Source organism: Rhizobacter sp. AJA081-3 (assembly GCF_017795745.1).
Taxonomy (GTDB): Bacteria; Pseudomonadota; Gammaproteobacteria; order Burkholderiales; family Burkholderiaceae_C; genus Piscinibacter.
Genome location: NZ_CP059067.1, coordinates 5,033,318 through 5,049,167, shown reverse-complemented (window position 1 = coordinate 5,049,167; position 15,850 = coordinate 5,033,318). Strand labels below are relative to the sequence as shown.

Genomic DNA, 15,850 nt, shown 5'->3' with positions numbered 1-15,850 from the left:
ACTCACGCGCCATGACTTCCCGGGCACGCGAATCAGCGCCTGGCTGACGGACTCAGGCGCCAGCGGCCAGCAAGAACTCAAGGGGCGCAGCCTGTCCGCAGCGGCGACCGGCCGATGGCCGGTGGGCGAGTCGTTTGCATTGCATGGCCGCCTGGGCCATCGCCCCGTTTCGGCGCGCGGCGCACCGCCTCGAATCAGCCGCTGACGGGCAGCGCGACCGGCTGATCCGCCGTTCCCAGGAGGCCACGGCCCGGCCAGGCCATGGCACGGTTTCTGCTGAATCCCTGCTTGTATACCAGCAGGTGCACCGAAACCGTGATCCCGACCCCCGTCACGCCCCTCACGCTCCCCGATTGGCTGCAGGCCTACCGCGACGGTGCTTCGCCGGCCGCGCTGCTGGGCTCGCTGCGCGGCCGGTTGGCGGCGCGCACGCATGACGTGGCGGTGATCCGCCTGATCAGCGACGCCGAACTGCAGGCGCGCCTGGCCGCGCTGGATGCCGCCGCCGCGAAACATGCCGACCGCGCCGCGCTGCTGGCCGCGCTGCCGCTGTTCGGCGTGCCCTTCGCAGTGAAAGACAACATCGACATCGCTGGCATCGAGACCACCGCTGCCTGCCCGGCCTTCGCGCACCGCGCAGAGCGCAGCGCCACCGTTGTCCAGCGGCTGGAGGCCGCCGGCGCCGTCTGGATCGCCAAGACCAACCTCGACCAGTTCGCCACCGGCCTGGTCGGTACCCGCTCGCCCTACGGCCGCCCGGCCAGCGCGCTGGCGCCCGAGCGCATCAGCGGCGGCTCCAGCGCCGGCTCGGCGGTGCTGGTCGCGCGCGGCGACGTGCCGTTCTCGCTGGGCACCGACACGGCCGGCTCGGGCCGCGTGCCGGCCGGCTTCAACCAGATCGTCGGCCTCAAGCCGACACCGGGGCGCACCAGCACCGCCGGCGTGGTGCCGGCCTGCCGCAGCCTCGACTGCGTGTCGATCTTCGCGCAGACGGTGGACGACGCCGCCGGCGTGCTCGCCGTCATCGAAGGCGCCGACCCCGCCGACGCCTACAGCCGCTTCGCGCCCGGCCCGGCCGCCTACGCGCCGGCGCTAAGCATCGGCGTGCCCGCGCAGCCCGAGTTCTTCGGCGACGCCGCCTACGTCAGCGCGTGGCCGTCAGCGCTGGAGCGGCTCGGGTCGCTCGGCCACCGCGTGGTGCCGATCGACTTCTCGCCGCTGCACGAGGTCGCCGCGCTGCTCTACGACGGCCCCTGGGTGGCCGAGCGCCACGCCGCCGTGCGCACGCTGCTGGCGCGCCAGCCCGAGGCCTTCGACGACACGGTGCGCCGCGTGATCTCGCGCGCGCTCGACATGAGCGCCACCGACGCCTTCGTCGCGCAGTACCGGCTGCGCGAGCTGGCGCTGCAGGCTGCCGCGGTGTGGGCCGGCTGCGATGTGCTGATGGTGCCCACCACCACCGGCCACCCGCGCTTCGCCGACATCGACGCCGACCCGATCGGCTTGAACTCGCAGCTCGGCCGCTACACCAACTTCGTCAACCTGCTCGACTGGTGCGCGATCGCGGTGCCCAGCGGCACCACGACGGCGCACCTGCCCTTCGGCGTGACCTTCATCGCGCCGCCGCGGCACGACGCTGCGCTGGCGCGCTTCGCCCGCGGCTGGCAGGCCGCCGCCGCACTGCCGATGGGCGCCGCCAGCAGGGTGCCTTCGCTGCCAGCGGCCACGCCCACGCTGTGGCCGCGACACGAGCGGCTGCTGCCGATCGCCGTGGTCGGCGCGCACCTCTCGGGCCTGCCGCTGAACGGGCAGCTGATCGAACGCGGCGCCACGCTGATCGAAGCCACCACCACCGCACCGCGCTATCGCCTGCACGCGCTGCCCGGCACGGTGCCGCCCAAACCCGGCCTGGTGCGCGACGAGGCCGCCGGCCACGCCATCGCACTCGAGGTCTGGGCGATGCCGCAATCGGCGGTGGGCAGCTTTCTTGCATTGATCCCCGCGCCGCTGGGGCTGGGCTCGATCGAACTGGCCGACGGGCGGCGCGTGCACGGCTTCCTGTGCGAGGCGCACGCCGTCGCCGCAGCGCCCGACGTCAGCGGCTTCGGCGGCTGGCGCGCCTACCTCGCTTCCCTGCACTGAACCGGAGTCTTCGATGGACCGTCGTCGTTTCATTCAATCGGGCAGCGCCGCTGCCGCGCTCGGCGCGCTGCCGCTGGCCGCCCGCGCACAGGCGCGCCCGAAGGACGTGCTCATCGTCGCCAACGAGTTCGGCCCCAACTCGCTGGACATCCACACCGTCGGCGCGAATCGCGCGAGCTACGGCGTGAGCTGGATCTGCTACGACCGGCTGATGAGCTACGGCAAGAAGACGCTGCCCGACGGCCGCGTCGTCTACGACCGCAACAAGCTCGAGCCCGAGCTCGCCGAGAGCTGGCAGATGGCGCCCGACGGCGGCTCGGTGACCTTCAAGCTGCGCAAGAACGCCAAGTTCCACGACGGCACGCCAGTGACCGCGAAAGACGTCAAGTGGAGCTTCGACCGCGCCGTCACGGTGGGCGGCTTCCCGACCTTCCAGATGGCCGCCGGCTCGCTGGAGAAGCCCGAGCAGTTCGTCGTGGTGGACGACCACACCTTCACCGTCAAGTTCCTGCGCAAGGACAAGCTGACGATGAACGACCTGGCGGTGCCGGTGCCGTCGATCTTCAACAGCGAGCTGGTGAAGAAGAACGCCACCGCCGCCGACCCCTGGGGCCTGGTCTGGACGCGCAACAACACCGCCGGCGGCGGCGCGTACAAGGTGGAGGCCTTCCGCCCCGGGCAGGAAATCGTCTACGTGCGCTTCGACGAGTGGAAGAGCGGCCCGCTGCCGAAGCTGCGCCGCATCGTGCAGCGCGAGGTGCCCAACGCCGGCAACCGCCGCGCCTTGCTCGTCAAGGGCGACATCGACATCACCTACGACCTGCCGCCGAAGGACTTCTCCGAGCTGTCGAAGGAGGGCGCGGCGGTGAAGGTGAGCAGCACGCCGATCGAGAACGCGATGTTCTACCTCGGCATGAACACCACCAAGGCACCCTTCGACAACCCGAAGGTGCGCCAGGCCGTGGCGCTGGCGCTGCCCTACGACAAGCTCTACGAGAACGCGCTGTACGGCCGCGCCATCAAGCTGTACGGCGCCCCGTCGATGCAGGTCACCAGCACTGCGTGGCCGCAGCCCACCGGCTACAAGACCGACCTCGCGAAGGCCAAGGCGCTGATGGCCGAGGCCGGCGCCAGTGCCGGCTTCGAGACCACGCTGAGCTTCGATCTGGGCAGCGGCACGATCAGCGAGCCGATGGCGATCCTCATCCAGGAGTCGCTGGCCGCGATCGGCATCAAGACGCAGATCAACAAGATCCCCGGCGCCACCTGGCGCTCGGCGCTGCTGAAGAAGGACATGCCGCTGATCATCAACCGCTTCGGCGGCTGGCTGGACTTCCCCGAGTACTTCTTCTTCTGGTGCTACCACGGGCAGAACGCCGTGTTCAACACCATGAGCTACCAGAACGCCAAGCTCGACAAGATCATCACCAACGCGCGCTTCGCCGAGAGCAAGACGCTGTACGACTCCTTCGTGAAGGACATGGTGCAGATCGCCTTCGACGAGGTGCCGCGCGTGCCGCTGTTCCAGCCGACCATGGACGTGGCCATGCAGAAGGACGTGCAGGGCTACATGTACTGGTTCCACCTGCAGCCGGACTACCGGCAGCTGTCGAAGGCCTGAGCCATGAGCCTCACGCCCGCTCAGATCGAGGCGATGGTGCAGGCCAACGCCGCCGCGCTCGGCCTGCGCATCGCCACCGAGCACAAGCCCGGCGTGATCGCCTTCGTGACGCTGGCCGCCGCCATGGCCGAGCGCGTGATGGGGCAGGAGCTCGGCGTCGAAGACGAATCCGGCGCCGTGTTCGTGCCGGTGTCGCCGCGGGGGCCGCTGGCATGAAGGCCGTCGAGATCGCCGCGAAGGTGCGCTCCGGCGAACTCTCGGCCAGCAGCGTCGTGCAGTCCAGCCTGGCGCTGATCTACGCCACCGATCCCAAGGTGAACGCCTTCACCGCCGTGCTCGCCGAGCGCGCGCTCAAGCGCGCCGGGCAGATCGACAAGCACACGCGCCGCGCCGAGCTGTCGCTGGCCGGCGTGCCCTTCGCGGTAAAGAACCTGTTCGACATCGCCGGCCTGCCCACGCTGGCCGGCTCGAAGATCGAACGCGATGCCGCGCCGGCCTCGCGCGACGCGCTGCTGGTGCGCCGCATGGAAGCGGCCGGCGCCATCCTCGTCGGCGCGCTCAACATGGACGAGTACGCCTACGGCTTCACCACCGAGAACACCCACTACGGGCCGACGCGCAACCCGCACGACCTGACGCGCATCTCGGGTGGCTCTTCCGGCGGCTCCGGCGCGGCAGTGGCGGCGGGGCAGGTGCCGATCACGCTCGGCTCCGACACCAACGGCTCGATCCGCGTGCCCTCGTCGCTGTGCGGCGTGTTCGGCCTCAAGCCCACCTACGGCCGCCTGCCGCGGCTGGGCAGCTACCCCTTCGTCGCCAGCCTCGACCACCTCGGCCCCTTCGCGCGCAGCGTCGCCGACCTCGCCTTCGCCTACGACGCGATGCAAGGCCCCGCGCCGGACGACCCGGCCTGCGCGCAGCGCCCACCCGAGCCGACGCGCGAGCTGCTCGGCGGCCGCGCCGACGGATTGCGCATCGCCGTGCTCGGCGGCTGGTTCCGCGAGATGGCGATGCCCGAGGCGCTGGCCGCCGTCGATGCCGTCGCGCAGGCGCTGGGCACCACGCGCCTGGTCGAGCTGCACGACGTCGACCGCGCGCGCGCCGCCGCCTTCCTGATCACCAACGCCGAGAGCTCGACGCTGCACCTGGCCGACCTGAAGACACGCGCGCAGGATTTCGAGCCACTGTCGCGCGACCGCTTCCTCGCCGGCGCGCTGCTGCCCGCCGCCTGGATCGCGCAGGCGCAGCGGGTGCGCCACGTCTTCGCGCGGCAGCTGGCGCGCGCCTTCGAGACGGTCGACGTGCTGCTCGCGCCCGCCACGCCCTGTGTCGCCCCGGTCATCGGCACCGAGTGGCTGGAGATCAACGGCCAGCGCCTGCCGGCGCGCGCGAGCATGGGCCTGCTGACGCAGCCCATCTCCTGCATCGGCCTGCCGGTGGTCACCGTGCCGCTGTGGGGCTGCAACCCGGCAGCGCCGCACCTGCCCATCGGCGTGCAGGTGATCGCCGCGCCCTGGCGCGAGGACCTGGCGCTGCGCGTGGCCGCCGAGCTCGAGGCCCAGGGCCTGGCCACCGCCCCCGTGGCCGCCTTGAACTGAGCCGCGCATGGACATCAACCTGCCCGACATCCACGCCGAAGTCAGCGCCGTGTTCGCGCTGTACGAGCAGGCGCTGACGAGCAACGACGTGACGCTGCTCGACCAGCTCTTCTGGGACTCTCCGCACACCGTGCGCTACGGCGTCGGCGAGAACCTGGTCGGCATCGAGGCGATCCGCGCCTTCCGCAACGCGCGCTCGCCGGTCGGCCTGGCGCGCGAGCTGCGCCACACCGTCATCACCACCTTCGGCCGCGATGTCGCCACCGCGATGACCGAGTTCGCCCGTCCCGCCGTGAGCGGCCGCCAGAGCCAGACCTGGGTGCGCACCGCCGCGCCCGGCCATGGCGGCTGGCGCGTCGTGGCCGCCCACGTGAGCCTGTTGCCGAAGTCCACCCCCACCCCACCCTGAACGAGGAGAACCCCATGGACCAACCCACCCACGATGCGCTGCGCCGCCGACTGCTCGCCGGCTCCGCCCTCGGCGCCGGCTCGCTCGTGCTGCCCGGTGCGCTGCGCGAGGCGCTCGCGCAGACGCCGATCGTCGTCGGCGTGATCTACGTCGGCCCGCGCGGCGACTTCGGCTACAACCAGGCGCAGGCTCAGGCCGCCGCGGCGATCAAGAAGCTGCCCGGCGTGAAGGTGGTCGAGGAAGAGAACGTGCCCGAGACCGCATCGGTGCAGAAGACCATGGAGGCCATGATCAACCAGGACAAGGCCTCGCTGATCTTCCCGACCTCATTCGGCTACTTCGACCCGCACATGCTGAAGATGGCGGAGAAGTACCCCAAGGTGCGCTTCGCGCATTGCGGCGGCATGTGGACCCAGGGCAAGCACCCGGCCAACACCGGCAGCTACTTCGGCTACATCGACGAATGCCAGTACCTCGCCGGCATCGTGGCGGGCTACACCAGCAAGACGAAGAAGCTCGGCTTCATCGCCGCCAAGCCGATCCCGCAGGTGCTGCGCAACATCAACGCCTTCACGATGGGCGCGCGCTCGGTCGACCCGAGCATCACCACGCGGGTGATCTTCACCGGCGAATGGTCGATGCCGGTCAAGGAGGCCGAAGCCTCGACGAGCCTGATCGACCAGGGCGTGGATGTGCTGACCTGCCACGTCGACAGCCCGAAGGTGATCGTCGAGACAGCAGAGAAGCGCGGCGTGTTCTCCAGCGGCTACCACGCCAGCCAGGCCGCGCTGGCACCGAAGGGCTACCTGACCGGCGCCGAGTGGGACTGGGCCACGCCCTACAACGCGCAGATCAAGGCGGCACAGAGCGGCGCGCCGATGCCCAACTTCCTGCGCGGCGGCCTGAAGGACGGCTACGTGAAGATGTCACCCTACGGCGCCGCGGTGGGTGCGGCCGCCAAGGCCAAGGCCGACGAGATCAAGGCGCTGATGGTCAAGGGCGGCTACGCGATCTTCAAGGGCGGCCTGAAGGACAACAAGGGCGCGGTGGTCATCCCGGCCGGCAAGAACCTCGACCAGTTCGATGCCGAGCTCGAGAAGATGAACTACCTGGTGGAAGGCGTCATCGGCTCGATCCCCGGCTGACTGGCGCCACGCCATGAGCAGCATCCCCGTCCCGGCCGGCATGCCGGCGGCCGAGCCCTCGGCCGCGGCGCTGAAGTGGCGCGCGCTGGCCGAGTCGCTGGTGCCGGCCGCCGCCGCGCTGGTGCTGACGGTGCTGCTGTTCTCGGCCGCCGTCGCGCTGGCCGGTTTCAACGCCTTCGAGGTGTGGGGGCTGATCGTGCTCGGCGGCTTCGGCGACGCGTTCGCATGGCAGAACACGCTGCAGCGCGCCGCGCCGCTGATCCTCACCGGCCTGGCGGTGGCGCTGCCGGCGCAGGCCGGGCGCGTGATCATCGGCAACGAAGGCGCGCTGGTGCTCGGGGGGCTGGCGGCCGCGGCATTCGGCAATGTGCTCGCCTCGGCGCAGGCCGGGGCCTGGCTGGTGTGGCCGGCGATGGCCATTGCCGGGGCGCTGGCGGGCGGCATCTGGATCGGCCTGGTCGGGCTGCTGCGCGAGAAGCGCGAGGTCAACGAGACGATCGCCTCGCTGTTGATGTCCTTCATCGCCATCGCGCTGTTCAACCAGTGCGTGGAGACGGTGCTGCGCGATCCGGCGAGCCTGAACAAGCCCTCGACGAAACCGCTGCCCGACGCGCTGCTCCTGCCGACCATGCCGGGGCTGGACGTGCACTACGGCCTGCTGCTCGGCCTGCTCGTCGCGCTGGCCGCCTGGGCCGTCATGCGCTTCACGCCGCTCGGCCTGGCGCTGCGCGTTGCCGGTGGCAATGCGCGCACCGCGCTCGGCGTCGGCCTGCCCGTGGTGAAGCTCACGATCGGCGCCTGCGCGGCCGGCGGCGCCTGCGCGGGCCTGGCCGGCGCGGTGGAAGTGGCGGCCGTGCACGGCGCGGCCAACGCCTCGCTGATCGCCGGCTACGGCTACACCGGCATCCTGATCGCCTTCGCGGCGCGCTTCTCGCCGGCCGGCGTGGTGCCGGTGGCCATTCTCGTGGGCGGCATCGCCGCCAGCGGCAGCTTGCTGCAGCGGCGCCTGGGCCTGCCCGACGCCGCGGTGACGGTGCTGCTCGGCTTCGCCTTCGTCGCGCTGATCGCCTGCGAGACGCTGCGCGGTCGGCAATTCTTCAAGGCTTCCAAATGACCGATGCCAGCGCACTGGGGTGGTGGGGCGTGCCGCTGGCCATCCTCGGCGGCGCGATCCGCGTGGGCACGCCGCTGCTCTGGGTGAGCCTGGGCGAAACGGTCACCGAGAAGGCCGGCCGCATCAATCTCGGCCTCGAAGGCACGCTGCTGATGGGCGCGATGACGGCCTTCGCGGTGTCGCTGGCCAGCGGCAACCCCTGGCTCGGCTGCCTGGCCGCCGCCGGCGTGGGTGTGCTGCTGGGCATGCTGCACGGCGCGCTGTGCAGCCTGAACCGCGTCAACGACACCGCCATGGGCATCGCGTTGATGCTCGCCGGCTCGGGCCTCGCCTTCTGGCTCGGCAAGCCGCTGATCCAGCCGAGCGCGCCGGGCCTGCCGGCCATCGCGCTGGGCGGCTGGTCGGATGTCGCAGCGGTGAAGGCCTCGCTGGCCATCAACCCGCTGTTCGCCATCGGGCTCGTGCTCGCCTTCGCCACGCACTGGGCGCTGGGCCGCACGCGCTTCGGCCTGCGCCTGCGCGTGGTTGGCGACAGCGAGAACGCGGCGCGGGCCTTCGGCCTCTCGCCCACCGCCTACCGCATCGCCGCCACCGCCTTCGGCGGCGCCTGTGCCGGCGTGGGTGGCGCGTCGCTGTCGCTGGTCTACCCCGGCGCCTGGAGCGAGGCGCTGTCCAGCGGGCAGGGCGTGATGGCGGTGGCGCTGGTCATCTTCGCGCGCTGGGACCCGCGGCGCTGCGTGCTCGCCGGGCTGCTGTTCGGCGGTGCCAGCGCCATCAGCCCGGCGCTGCAGGCGCTGGGCTACAGCCAGGGCTACTACCTGCTCGCCGCGCTGCCCTATGCGCTGACGCTGGCCGTGCTGATCGGCCTGGGCAAGCCGGGCCCGAGCCACGGCGCGCCGGGCGAACTCTCGCTGAACCGCTGAGGAGCGAATCCGATGAAGCCCTTCGCCACCGTCGACGCGAACCCCTACGCCTGGCCCTTCGACGGCGACTGGACGCCGGCGAACACCGCGCTGGTCATCATCGACATGCAGACCGACTTCTGCGGCATCGGCGGCTACGTCGACCGCATGGGCTACGACCTGTCGATGACGCGCGCGCCGATCGGCCCGATCCAGGCCTTGCTCACGAAGGCCCGCGCGCTCGGCATGCACGTCATCCACACCCGCGAGGGCCACCGGCCCGACCTCGCGGACCTGCCGGCCAACAAGCGCTGGCGCTCGCGGCAGATCGGCGCCAACGGCGTGGGCATCGGCGACCCCGGCCCTTGCGGCCGCATCCTGGTGCGCGGCGAGCCGGGCTGGCAGATCATCGATGAGCTCGCGCCGATCGAAGGCGAGCCGGTGATCGACAAGCCCGGCAAGGGCTCCTTCTGCGCCACCGACCTCGAGCTGATCCTGCACACGCGAGGCATCCGCAACCTCATCCTCACTGGCATCACCACCGACGTGTGCGTGCACACGACGATGCGCGAGGCCAACGACCGCGGCTTCGAGTGCCTGATCGTCAGCGACGGCACCGGCGCCACCGACCGCGGCAACCACGAGGCGGCGCTGAAGATGGTGACGATGCAGGGCGGCGTGTTCGGCGCGGTGGCCGCATCGGCGACCATCCTCGCGGCGCTGGGCTGAAACCATGAGCGAACTGATCCCTCGCCAGATCGAGCCGACAGGCGCGGCCAAGGTCGAGATGCTCAACTTCAGCAAGCGCTTCGGCGCGCTGCAGGCGCTCGACGACGTGTCGATGACGGTGGAGGCCGGCTCCTTCCACGCCCTGCTCGGCGAGAACGGCGCCGGCAAGTCGACGCTGGTGAAGTCGCTGATCGGCTTCTACCAGCCCGACACCGGCAGCGTGATGGTCGACGGCCGCGAGCGCAGCATCGCCAGCCCGCGCGACGCCGCCGCGCTCGGCCTGGGCATGATCTTCCAGCACTTCACCGTGGTGCCGGGCATGACGGTGGCCGAGAACCTGGCGCTGGCGCAACGCGACCTCGGCGCCTTCATCGACTGGAAGGCCGAACGCGCGACGCTGGCGGAGTTCATGCGCAGCGCGCCGTTCCCGCTCTCGCTCGATGCGCGCGTGGCCGAGCTCGCGGCGGGCGAGAAGCAGAAGCTGGAGATCCTCAAGGCGCTGTACGCGAAGCGGCGCTTCCTGGTGCTCGACGAGCCGACCTCGGTGCTCACGCCGCAGGAGGCCGACGAGGTGCTCGGCCGCGTCAAGACGATGTGCCGCGACGGCATCCTGTCGGTGCTGATCATCACGCACAAATTCCGCGAGGTGTTCGGCTTCTGCGACGAGGTGACGGTGCTGCGCCGCGGCCGGCGCACCGGCGCGGCCCGCGTCGAAGCGACCTCGCGCGACGAGCTGGCCGGCTGGATGATGGGCGTGGCCACCGACGCGACGGCCTTGCCTGCCTCCACCTCGGGCCGCGCGCCCAGCCCGCCGCCGGTGGCGCAGGACACGGTGCCGCGCCTGGACGTGCACGGGCTCACGGTGCTCGGCAGCGAAGGCCGGCGCGCCGTCGACGGCCTGTCCTTGACGGTGCGCGCCGGCGAGATCGTCGGCGTGGCCGGCGTGTCGGGCAACGGCCAGCGCGAGCTGGTGGCCGCGCTCACCGGCGCGATGCCGATCGACGGTGGCGAAGTGCGCATCGACGGCCAGCCCTACCGGCCGACCCGCTCGCAGATGCAGCGCTTCGGCGTGCGCAGCCTGCCCGAGGAGCCGCTGCACAACGGCTGCGTCGGCAAGCTCACGGTGGCCGAGAACCTGGCGCTGCGCAACTTCGACCGGCCGCCGCTGGCGCGCGGCGCGCTGCTGTCGCGCCCGGCCATGCGCACGCAGGCGCTCGCGCAGATCGAGGCCTACCGCGTGAAGACGCCGGGGCCGGACGCGCCGATCGAGACGCTCTCCGGCGGCAACGTGCAGCGCGCCGTGCTGGCGCGGGAACTCGCGGAGAGCCCGCGCCTGCTGATCGTCGCCAACCCCTGCTTCGGCCTGGACTTCCAGGCCACCGCCGAGATCCATGCGCGGCTGCGTGCAGCGCGCGACGGCGGCGCCGGCGTGCTGCTGGTCAGCGAGGATCTGGACGAGCTGCTCGCACTCGCCTCGCGGCTGCTGGTGCTCTCGCACGGCCACATCGCGCTCGAGTCGCCGACGGCGAACGCCGACATCGGCAGCATCGGCCGCGCGATGGCCGGCGACATGCACGCGGGTGCGCACTCCGACACCCAGCCGCAAGCGCTTCACGTGAGGGCCGCCTGATGCCGACCGTGCACGCCCGCCCCTACGACTTCCCGTTCGAGCCGGCGCACACCGCCGTGCTGATGATCGACATGCAGCGCGACTTCCTCGAGCCCGGCGGCTTCGGCGCGATGCTGGGCAACGACGTCTCGCTGCTGCGGCCCATCGTGCCGGCCTGCGCGCGGCTGCTCGCGCTGGCGCGCGCAAAGGGCATGGCGGTGATCCACACGCAGGAGGCGCACGACGCGCAGCTGGCCGACTGCCCGCCCTCGAAGCGCGCGCGCGGCGCCTTGAGCTGCGGCATCGGCGACCCTGGCCCGCTGGGCCGCGTGCTGGTGGCCGGCGAGCCGGGCGCGGGCTTCGTGCCCGAGCTGCAGCCGCAACCCGGCGACATCGTGCTGCGCAAGCCGGGCAAGGGCGCCTTCCACGCCACCAGCCTCGACGCGATCCTGCATGCGCAGGGCATCACGCATCTGCTGATCGGCGGCGTGACCACCGAGGTCTGCGTGCAGAGCACCATGCGCGAGGCCAACGACCGCGGCTACGAATGCCTGCTTGTCACCGACTGTGCGGCGAGCTATTTCCCGCAGTTCCACGCCGCGGTGATCGAGATGGTGGTGGCGCAGGGCGGCATCGTCGGCTGGGCGGCACCGCTCGCGGACATCGAATCGGCGCTTCGCTGAGATGCTCAAGATCGTCGCCAAGCGCCTGCTCGGTGCCCTGCCCAACCTGGCCGGCGTGATCGTCGTGACCTTCCTGCTCACGCGCGCGCTGCCCGGCGACCCGGCGGCCTACTTCGCCGGCGGCGCGGCCACGCAGGAAGCGGTCGACCAGGTGCGCGCCCAGCTCGGCCTGGACAAGCCGATGATCGAGCAGTTCTTCCGCTACGTGGCCGACCTGGCGCATGGCGAGCTCGGCACGTCCATCACCACCGGGCAACCCGTGCTGCAGGAGCTGATCACGCGGCTGCCGGCGTCGATCGAGATGGTGCTGCTGGCGCTGGCGCTGGCCTGCGCGATCGCGCTGCCGCTGGGCGTGCTCGCCGCCACGCGGCCGGGCTCGTGGATCGACCAGCTGTGCCGCCTGGTCACCACCGCCGGCGTCTCGCTGCCGACCTTCTTCACGGGGCTGGTGCTGGCCTACGTCTTCTACTTCCTGCTCGGCTGGGCGCCCTCGCCGCTGGGCCGGCTCGACCCGATGTTCTCGCCGCCGCCGCAGGTCAGCGGCTTCTACCTGATCGACGCGGCGCTGATCGGCGACGGCTCGCTATGGTGGGCGAGCTTCAAGCAGCTGATCCTGCCGACGCTGACCATGGCGATCTTCGTGCTCGCGCCGATCGCGCGCATGACACGCGCCTCGATGCTCTCGGTGCTCGGCAGCGACTTCATCCGCACCGCGCGCGCCTCGGGCCTGACGAGCAGTACGGTGCTCGTCACCTACGCGCTGCGCAATGCGCTGCTGCCGGTGGTGACGACGCTGGGCATGGTGTTCGGCTTCATGCTCGGCTCCAGCGTGGTCATCGAGAAGGTATTCGGCTGGCCGGGCGTGGGCAGCTACGCGATCGACGCGTTGACGGCGAGCGACTACGCGCCGATCCAGGGCTTCGTGCTGGCGATGGGCGTGCTGTTCGTGCTGCTCAACCTGGTGGTGGACCTGCTCTACACGCTGATCGACCCGCGCGTGACGCTGGAGGGGTCATGAGCAATGAGACGCTCAAGCACGTCAGGCACGTGCTCTCCGAGAACCCGGTGACGATGGCCGCGGCGGCGCTGTTTGCGCTGTTCATCCTGATCGCGCTCATCGGCCCGGCGATCGTGCCGCACGACCCGCTGGCGAGCAACGCCACGGCGGCGCTGCAGCCGCCCTCGGGCGCACACTGGTTCGGCACCGACGCGCTGGGCCGCGACATCTTCTCGCGCACGCTGGTGGCGACGCGGCTCGACCTGGGCATCGCCATCTCGGCGGTGGCGCTGTCGTTCGCGCTGGGCATCGCGCTGGGCCTGGCGGCCGGCTTCTTCGGCGGCTGGTGGGACACGGCGATCACCCGCGTGTCCGACACCATCATGGCCTTCCCGCTCTTCGTGCTGGCGATGGGCATCGTCGCGGCGATGGGCAACACAGTGGGCAACATCGTGCTGGCCACGGCGATCATCAACCTGCCCTTCTACATCCGCGTGGCGCGTGCCGAGGCCAACGTGCGGCGCGGCGCCGGCTTCATCGAGGCGGCGCGGCTGTCGGGCAACGGCGACGTGCGCATCCTCGCCGTGCACCTGTTCCCCAACATCCTGCCGCCGGCGATGGTGCAGGTGAGCCTGAACATGGGCTGGGCGATCCTCAACGCGGCCGGTCTGTCCTTCATCGGCCTGGGCGTGCGGCCGCCGACGCCGGAGTGGGGCATCCTGGTCGCCGAAGGCGCGCAGTTCATCGTCTCCGGCGAGTGGTGGGTGAGCTTCTTCCCGGGCGCGGTGCTGATGCTGGCGGTGTTCACCTTCAACCTGCTGGGGGACGCGCTGCGCGACATCTTCGATCCGCGGAGGCGGACATGAGCGCGCCTCCCCTGCTCGATGTCACCGACTTCGGCCTCGAGTTCCGCACGCGCAGCGGCACCGTGCATGCGCTGCAGGGCGTCGACCTGCAGATCCGCAAGGGCGAGATCGTCGGCCTGGTCGGCGAGAGCGGCTCGGGCAAGTCGGTGCTGAGCTATGCGCTGCTCGGCATCTCCGACCGCGCCGCCAAGGTCACCAGCGGCAATGCGATGTTCGGCGGGCTGGACCTGCTCAAGGCCGACGAACGCACGCTCGCCGACCTGCGCGGCCGCGAGATCTCGATGATCTTCCAGAGCCCGCGCACGGCGCTCAATCCGATCCGCCCCGTCGGCCTGCAGATCGAAGACGTTCTGCGCCGCCACGCGGCTGCCCGCGGCGCCAACCTCGGCGTGAGCCTGCGCGAGCGCGCCGTGCAGGCGTTGCGCGAGGTGGCCATCTCCGACCCCGAGCGCCGCCATGGCGCCTACCCCTTCGAGATGTCCGGCGGCATGTGCCAGCGCGTGATGATCGCGCTGGCGCTGGCCTGCCGGCCGGCGCTGCTGATCGCCGACGAGCCCACCACCGGGCTGGACGTGACCACGCAGGCCGCCGTGATGGACCTCATCACCTCGCTGGCGCGCGAACGGCAGATGGCCACGCTGTTCATCACCCACGACCTCGCGCTCGCCGCCGACCACTGCGACCGCATCGTCGTCATGCACGCCGGCCATGCGGTGGAAGCCGCGCCGGCGCGCGCACTCTTCACGCAGGCGCGCCACCCCTACACGGCGCGGCTGCTCAGCTCCACGCCGGGCGAGAAGACGCGCTCGGCGCAGGAGCTCAAGCCGGTGCCGGGCAACCTGCCCGACCTGCGCCGCGACGATCTGCCGGGCTGCCGCTTCGTCGAGCGCTGCGAGCGAGGCAGCGAGCTGTGCGTGCACGAGCGCCCCGCGCTCGACCCCGTGGCGCCGCACAGCGCGGCCTGCTGGCACCCGCTGTTCGGGCCGCCGGCGCGTTCGCGCGGGAGTGTTCGCCATGCTTGATGCCGCGCCGCTGATGAACGGCTTCACGCCCTCGCCCGACAGGCTCGTGCCGCCGGCCGCGCCGCTGCTGACCATCGAGCGGCTGCACAAGCGCTTCACGGTGGCCGGCGGCAAGCAGTTGCATGCCGTCGACGACCTCAACCTCGGCCTGATGGCCGGCGAGAGCATCGGCCTGGTTGGCGAGTCCGGTTGTGGCAAGAGCACGCTGGTGCGCCTGATCGCACGGCTGCTCGACCCGAGCGAGGGCCGCATCGTGTTCGAAGGCGTCGACCTCGCCGCGGTGCCGGCGCGGCGTTTCGCCAAGGCGGCGCAGCGCAGCGCGATCCAGATGGTCTTCCAGGACCCGACCGACAGCCTGAATCCGCGCTTCACCGCGCGCGAGGCGATCCGCGAACCGCTGACCTTGCTGTCAGGGCTGGCGCGTGGCGCGGCCGACGCGCGCGTCGACGAGGTGGCGGCGCAGGTCGGCCTGCCGGCGGCGCTGCTGTCGCGCTTCCCGCACCAGCTCTCGGGCGGCCAGAAGGCGCGCGTGGGCATCGCGCGGGCGCTCGCCGTCAAGCCGCGGCTGCTCATCCTCGACGAACCCACCGCCGCGCTCGACGTCTCGGTGCAGGCGGTGGTGCTGCAGCTGCTCGAGCAGCTGCGCGCCGAGCTGGGGCTGAGCCTGCTGTTCGTGTCGCACGACCTCAACGTGGTGCGCCTGCTCACCGACCGCGTGGCAGTGATGTACCTGGGCAAGCTGGTCGAGATCGGCCCGTCGGAGCAGGTGTTCCGCTCGCCCAAGCATCCGTACACGCAGTCGCTGGTGTCGGCGATCCCGGGGCAGGGGCCGCGCATCAGGCTCTCCGGCGAGGTGGCCAGCCCGATCGACCCCTCGCCGCAGGCCTGCCGCTTCCATGGCCGCTGCCCGCGCGGCGAAGACCGTTGCGGCCGCGAGGCGCCGGTGTTGCGTGCCGTGGGGCCACAGCTCGCGGCCTGCCATTTCATCGATCGGCTCGCGCCGTAGACTCGCC

Annotated in this window: 15 protein-coding genes; all 15 read left to right on the top strand. The window is 71.4% G+C overall.

Features of this window, described 5'->3' with window-relative positions:
• Positions 1-261 precede the first annotated feature (261 nt).
• Genes atzF through HZ992_RS23770 form a run of 15 tightly spaced genes read left to right on the top strand, consistent with a single transcriptional unit; the run spans position 262 to position 15,843 of the window.
• The gene (gene atzF / locus HZ992_RS23840; protein WP_209384316.1) at positions 262-2,142 is read left to right on the top strand and encodes an allophanate hydrolase; all 1,881 of its coding nucleotides are present in this window, start codon (positions 262-264) and stop codon (positions 2,140-2,142) included.
• Between the two features lie 13 nt (positions 2,143-2,155).
• Positions 2,156-3,763 carry an ABC transporter substrate-binding protein gene (locus HZ992_RS23835; RefSeq protein ID WP_209384315.1) on the top strand — a complete coding sequence of 536 codons (1,608 nt, stop codon included), beginning with the start codon at positions 2,156-2,158 and terminating at the stop codon, positions 3,761-3,763.
• Positions 3,764-3,766: 3 nt separating this feature from the next.
• Positions 3,767-3,979 (top strand): DUF4089 domain-containing protein, encoded by a 213-nt coding sequence (locus HZ992_RS23830; RefSeq protein WP_209384314.1) that lies wholly within the window; start codon positions 3,767-3,769, stop codon positions 3,977-3,979.
• On the top strand, positions 3,976-5,361 hold the full coding sequence (locus tag HZ992_RS23825; protein WP_209384313.1) for an AtzE family amidohydrolase: 1,386 nt from the start codon (positions 3,976-3,978) through the stop codon (positions 5,359-5,361). Before HZ992_RS23830 ends, HZ992_RS23825 begins: the two co-directional genes overlap by 4 nt.
• A gap of 7 nt (positions 5,362-5,368) precedes the next feature.
• A complete protein-coding gene (gene hpxZ, locus HZ992_RS23820; protein ID WP_209384312.1) occupies positions 5,369-5,770 on the top strand; it encodes an oxalurate catabolism protein HpxZ in 402 nt (133 codons plus the stop codon).
• A 14-nt stretch (positions 5,771-5,784) separates the two neighbouring features.
• On the top strand, positions 5,785-6,915 hold the full coding sequence (locus tag HZ992_RS23815) for a BMP family ABC transporter substrate-binding protein (RefSeq protein WP_209384311.1): 1,131 nt from the start codon (positions 5,785-5,787) through the stop codon (positions 6,913-6,915).
• Positions 6,916-6,928: 13 nt separating this feature from the next.
• A complete protein-coding gene (locus HZ992_RS23810; protein WP_209384310.1) occupies positions 6,929-8,029 on the top strand; it encodes an ABC transporter permease in 1,101 nt (366 codons plus the stop codon).
• On the top strand, positions 8,026-8,952 hold the full coding sequence (locus HZ992_RS23805; RefSeq protein ID WP_209384309.1) for an ABC transporter permease: 927 nt from the start codon (positions 8,026-8,028) through the stop codon (positions 8,950-8,952). Before HZ992_RS23810 ends, HZ992_RS23805 begins: the two co-directional genes overlap by 4 nt.
• A 12-nt stretch (positions 8,953-8,964) precedes the next feature.
• The gene (locus HZ992_RS23800; protein WP_209384308.1) at positions 8,965-9,660 is read left to right on the top strand and encodes a biuret amidohydrolase; all 696 of its coding nucleotides are present in this window, start codon (positions 8,965-8,967) and stop codon (positions 9,658-9,660) included.
• Positions 9,661-9,664: 4 nt separating this feature from the next.
• The gene (locus HZ992_RS23795; protein WP_209384307.1) at positions 9,665-11,290 is read left to right on the top strand and encodes an ABC transporter ATP-binding protein; all 1,626 of its coding nucleotides are present in this window, start codon (positions 9,665-9,667) and stop codon (positions 11,288-11,290) included.
• Positions 11,290-11,952 carry a cysteine hydrolase family protein gene (locus HZ992_RS23790; protein WP_209384306.1) on the top strand — a complete coding sequence of 221 codons (663 nt, stop codon included), beginning with the start codon at positions 11,290-11,292 and terminating at the stop codon, positions 11,950-11,952. The genes HZ992_RS23795 and HZ992_RS23790 overlap by 1 nt, the downstream gene beginning before the upstream one ends.
• 1 nt (position 11,953) lies before the next feature.
• A complete protein-coding gene (locus tag HZ992_RS23785) occupies positions 11,954-12,970 on the top strand; it encodes an ABC transporter permease (protein ID WP_209384305.1) in 1,017 nt (338 codons plus the stop codon).
• Entirely contained in the window at positions 12,967-13,815 is an 849-nt protein-coding gene (locus HZ992_RS23780) for an ABC transporter permease (protein WP_209384304.1), read from the top strand. The genes HZ992_RS23785 and HZ992_RS23780 overlap by 4 nt, the downstream gene beginning before the upstream one ends.
• On the top strand, positions 13,812-14,837 hold the full coding sequence (locus HZ992_RS23775; protein WP_209384303.1) for an ABC transporter ATP-binding protein: 1,026 nt from the start codon (positions 13,812-13,814) through the stop codon (positions 14,835-14,837). Before HZ992_RS23780 ends, HZ992_RS23775 begins: the two co-directional genes overlap by 4 nt.
• The gene (locus HZ992_RS23770) at positions 14,830-15,843 is read left to right on the top strand and encodes an ABC transporter ATP-binding protein (protein ID WP_209384302.1); all 1,014 of its coding nucleotides are present in this window, start codon (positions 14,830-14,832) and stop codon (positions 15,841-15,843) included. Before HZ992_RS23775 ends, HZ992_RS23770 begins: the two co-directional genes overlap by 8 nt.
• The last annotated feature ends 7 nt before the right edge of the window (positions 15,844-15,850 follow it).